Annotated in this window: 3 protein-coding genes; 1 reads left to right on the top strand and 2 read right to left on the bottom strand. The window is 67.3% G+C overall.

The window, feature by feature from the left end:
- Positions 1-254 precede the first annotated feature (254 nt).
- Positions 255-2,009, top strand: coding sequence for a peptide MFS transporter (locus AC1VAN_RS13300; RefSeq protein WP_480985964.1), 1,755 nt, complete (start codon positions 255-257; stop codon positions 2,007-2,009).
- A gap of 55 nt (positions 2,010-2,064) precedes the next feature.
- On the opposite strand, the gene AC1VAN_RS13295 is transcribed toward AC1VAN_RS13300, so the two are convergent.
- Positions 2,065-4,050: an alpha/beta hydrolase family protein gene (locus AC1VAN_RS13295; protein WP_480985963.1), complete on the bottom strand. Its 1,986-nt coding sequence runs from the start codon at positions 4,048-4,050 to the stop codon at positions 2,065-2,067.
- 60 nt (positions 4,051-4,110) lie between these two features.
- Positions 4,111-4,300 (bottom strand): prolyl oligopeptidase family serine peptidase (locus AC1VAN_RS13290; protein ID WP_480985962.1); only part of this gene is annotated, 190 nt, incomplete at its 5' end.

The following is a 4,300-nucleotide window of genomic DNA, read 5'->3' as shown; positions in this document are numbered from 1 at the left end:
CCTGGGGCCCGACCCACGGTTGCCTGTATGCACTGGACTCGGTGGCCGGCCTGCTGCTGGTGGCCTGTGCATTGGCGGTGGTGCTGTACCCGCCGACGCGGGCGTTCGCGCGGTTCAAGGCGCGCCGACGCGACCTGGCCTGGCTGCGGTACCTGTGAACGGTAGCGCCGGGCCATGCCCGGCGTTGCGCAGGACCGCCGGGCATGGCCCGGTGCTGCCCGGCGCGGCCTGCAGCGCACGCCTATAATTCCGCGATGAATTCCACTGCTATCGCTTCCGACGACTTCCTGGGCCATCCCAAGGGCGTCTACGTCTGCTTCTTCACCGAAATGTGGGAGCGCTTCTCCTTCTACGGCATGAAGGCGCTGCTGCTGCTGTACCTCACCAAGTACCACCTGTTCGGCGACAAGGCCGGGCTGGACCTGCTCGGCGCCTACGGCGGGCTGGTGTACTGCATCCCGGTGTTCGGCGGCATGTTGGCCGACCGCTGGCTGGGCATGCGCCGGGYGGTGCTGTTCGGCGGCATCCTGCTGGTGCTCGGCCACCTCGGCATGGCCTTCGAGGGCCACGCCGCATACCGGGTCAATGGCGAAGTAGTGCGCGACACCTCGGCATTGGCCGTGACCTACCTGTCGCTGGCGCTGATCATCATGGGCGTCGGCTTCCTCAAGCCGAACATCTCCACCATCGTCGGCAAGCTCTATCCGCAGGACGATCCGCGCCGCGAYTCGGGCTTCTCGCTGTTCTAYGCCGGCATCAACCTSGGCGCSCTGTTCKCTTCGCTGGTSTGCGGYTTCCTSGGCGAGGYCTAYGGYTGGAARTACGGCTTCGGYGCSGCCGGCATCGGCATGCTGGCCGGCCTGGCGATGTTCCTGTGGGGCCAGAAATACCTGCAGGGCCACGCCGAGCCGCCGCAACCGGCGACCTTGAAGCAGAAGGTGCTGGGCCTGCCGCGCGAATGGCTGATCTACCTGTGCGCGGTGATCGGCGTGCTGCCGGTGGCCTGGCTGATGTGGGCGGCCGGCAACGGTGCCTTCGCGCTTGGCGGTGAAATCAGCCTGGCACTGATGCTGATGCTGGTGGTGTTGGGCGGCGTGCTGGTCTGGTTCGCGTGGTTCACCGGCACCCAGTGCACGCCGGTGCAGCGCCAGCAGATGRTCGCGCTGATGGTGCTGATCTTCATGGCGCTGGTGTTCTTCACGATGTACGAGCAGTCGTATGGTTCGTGGGTGACCTTCACCGACCGCCTGCTGACCAAGGACATCGTGCCGGCGTTGGTGATCCGCGAAGGCTCACCGCTTCCGTGGTCGATCCTCTCGCTGCTGCTGGCACCGCTGGGCTTCGTGGTCAGCGCGCGCCTGTCCGAGCGTCGCCCCGGCTCGTCCGCGCCGCGCACGTTCTTCATCGCCATCGTCGCGCTGATGCTGGTGCTGCTGGTGCGCGACTGCCTGGTGATCCCGCAGACCGCCGGTTCGCTGACCTACCTCGGCGGTCTGTTCCTGGTGCTGCTGGCGCCGGCCTTCGCCGCGTTGTGGACCTGGATGGACCGCCGTGGCTGGGAACCGGGCAAGCCGGTGAAGTCGGCCTGGGGCCTGGTGATCGGTGCGTTGTCGTTCGTACCGCTGGCGCTGGCCGCGCAGCACGTTGGTGCCACCGGCGAGATGGCCAGCGTCTGGTGGCTGGTGCTGGCCTACTTCCTGCTGGCCAGCGGCGAGATGTGCCTGTCGCCGGTCGGCCTGTCGGCGGTCACCCAGCTGGCGGTGCCACGGGTGATGAGCCTGATGATGGGCACCTGGTTCCTGGCGACGGCCTTCTCCGAAACACTGGCCGCGCTGTTCGGCAAGCTGGCGGCGATCGACGTGCCCGAAGGCGAAACGCTGGACATGGCCGCGGCGGCCGGTGCCTATGCGCACCTGTTCTGGCTGCTGATGTGGATCGGCCTGGGCTGCGCGTTGCTGGCCTTCATCGCTGCGCCGCTGTTGAAGCGGATGATGCATGGGGTGAAATAACGCCCGGCGGCAGGATGCCGCGGCGGCCACCACTTCGGTCGCCGCCGCGTCTGTTTCAGGGCGCCTTGCCCTTGTCGGAAGACGTCGCGGCGGCAGCCGTGCTACCGCCAAGGCTGCGTGACAGGAAGGCAAGCAATCGGCTGTAGTAGTCGCGCTGATTGGCCTCGGCGTACAGGCCATGGCCCTCGCGCGGGTAATACAGCGCTTCCACGGGCACGCCGGCCTGCTTCAATGCCGCTTCCATGCGTTCGGTGTGCTGCACCGGGGCACGCAGATCTTCGCGACCAGCGGCCAGCAGCACGGGCACCTTGATGCTCGCCGCAAGATTCACCGGCGACACCGCCGCCAGCGTGGCCGGATCACCCAGCCACTCCTGCAGATAGGTCACGCCGGAGGCGCGATCCTGGATATCGCCGCGTTTGAACATCAACGGCAGGTCGTACACCCCCACATAGCCTGCCGCGCAGCGGTACAGCCCCGGCTCGCGCACAGCGCCCATCATGGCCGAGTACGCACCGTAGCTGGCACCGTAGATGCAGATGCGTGCGCTGTCGGCGATGCCTTGGCTGATCGCCCAGCGGGTGGCGTCGGTCACATYGTCCTGCATCGCGCGGCCCCATTGCCGGGCAGCGGCCTGGGTATGTGCACGGCCGTAGTTGCCCGAGCCGCGGAAGTTGACCTGCAGCACCGCGTAGCCGGCGTCGGCCAGCAACTGGTTCTCGCGCTCGAAACCACCGTCATCGAACACGCCGATCGGGCCACCATGCGGGACCACCACCATCGGCAGGTTGTGGCCATCACTGCCCCTGGGCAGGGTCAGGAAGCCATGCAGCGGCAGGCCGTCCCGTGCAGCCAGGGTGACCGGGCGAACGCTGGCACCGCCGTCACGATCAAACCAGCGATGGCGGCTGGTGAGGAACGCGGCGTTGCGGGTGGCGGTGGTGTACAGGAAATAGTCGCCGGGATTGGTCGCAGAGCTCACCTTCACCAGCAGGCGCGCGTTGTCGCGGGTGCCGGTGAGCAGGCTCACGACCTGCCCGGGAAACGCCTTTTCAAGCCTGCGCTGGGTGCTGGCGGTCGGCGACTGCTCATCGAAGAAGGCGGTGCGCGTGACGGCGCCGACGAACTGGATACCCACCGGCACGCGCGTGCCGGGCTGGTAGACCACGCGAGTGGGGTCGACGGTGTCGTCCTGCAGCAGCGTACGTCGTTCGCCGCTGACCGGGTCCCAGCTGACCACCGTATCGGGGCCACGGGCCTGCTCCACCACCAGGTAGGCCAGCCGGTTATCGGCGGAGAAGCCGATCGGGCGTTCGATGCGATGGCTGCTGCCTTCGTCGTTGACCAGGGTCCACTGATCGCGGTCCTGGCGATAGTAGAGCTTGTTGACGTTGTCGGCGGCGGCACCGTGGGCGAAGCGCAGTTCACCTTGATTGTCGGTGGTGAACGTTGCGCGCTGCACCGGCGAGCGCGAGACCAGGACGCGGCGCCCGGTGATGACATCCATCCGTTCCAACCGCGTATTGGTGTCGTTGGCAAATGGCCACAGCGAGATCAACACGTTGCGCTCGTCGGCAGCCAGCGGATCGGCCAGGAATGCAGCGACCTGCTCGGCCACCCGTCCGGTCACGAAGCCGGGCTCGTCCGGGCGCGCACGGTAACCGACCAGCAGATCACCGCGCTTGCCATTGGCATCGATGGCATACAGTTCGCCGGTCGGCCGTGGCTGGTCCAGTGGCCCCCATTTCTCGGCCAGGCCGATGAGCAGGCGGGTGTCACTCACCCAGTCGACCTCGGCTGCATGATTGTTGCGTGGCGGCCGGAAATTGCCGACCAGTTCCATCGTGTCGGTACGCAGCACCGCCACGGCAGTTGCGCCGTCCAGTGGCAAGGTCATGGCCAGGTACTCGCCGGTGGGCGAGAGCTGGATGTCATTGAACTCCGCGCGGCGCACGTAGCCGTCCAGCGAAACCTCCGCAGCCTCCGCCCCACCCACGCCGCAGATGGCCATCAATGCAGCCAGCACCGTTGCATGCTTCATGACGTTCTCCTTGAAGCCGGGCATCCCCCTGCCCGGCACCGGGTCCGCAGCGCGCCTGCCTTACGGCGCCTTGTCGGCGCCTGCGGTCGCGCTGGTGCTGGCGGTGCTGCCGCCCAGGCTGCGTGACAGGAAGGCCAGCAGCCTGCTGTAGTACTCGCGCTGGTGCTCAGGCCGGTGGAAACCGTGCCCTTCGGTGCGGTAGTACAGGCTCTCCACCGGTGAGCCGGCCGCCTTCAGCGCTGCTTCCATG

The sequence above is a fragment of the Stenotrophomonas sp. 05L44_2 genome, assembly GCF_056665995.1.
Note: the sequence above shows the minus strand (reverse complement) of the source record. Positions and strands in the feature narration are given on the sequence as shown.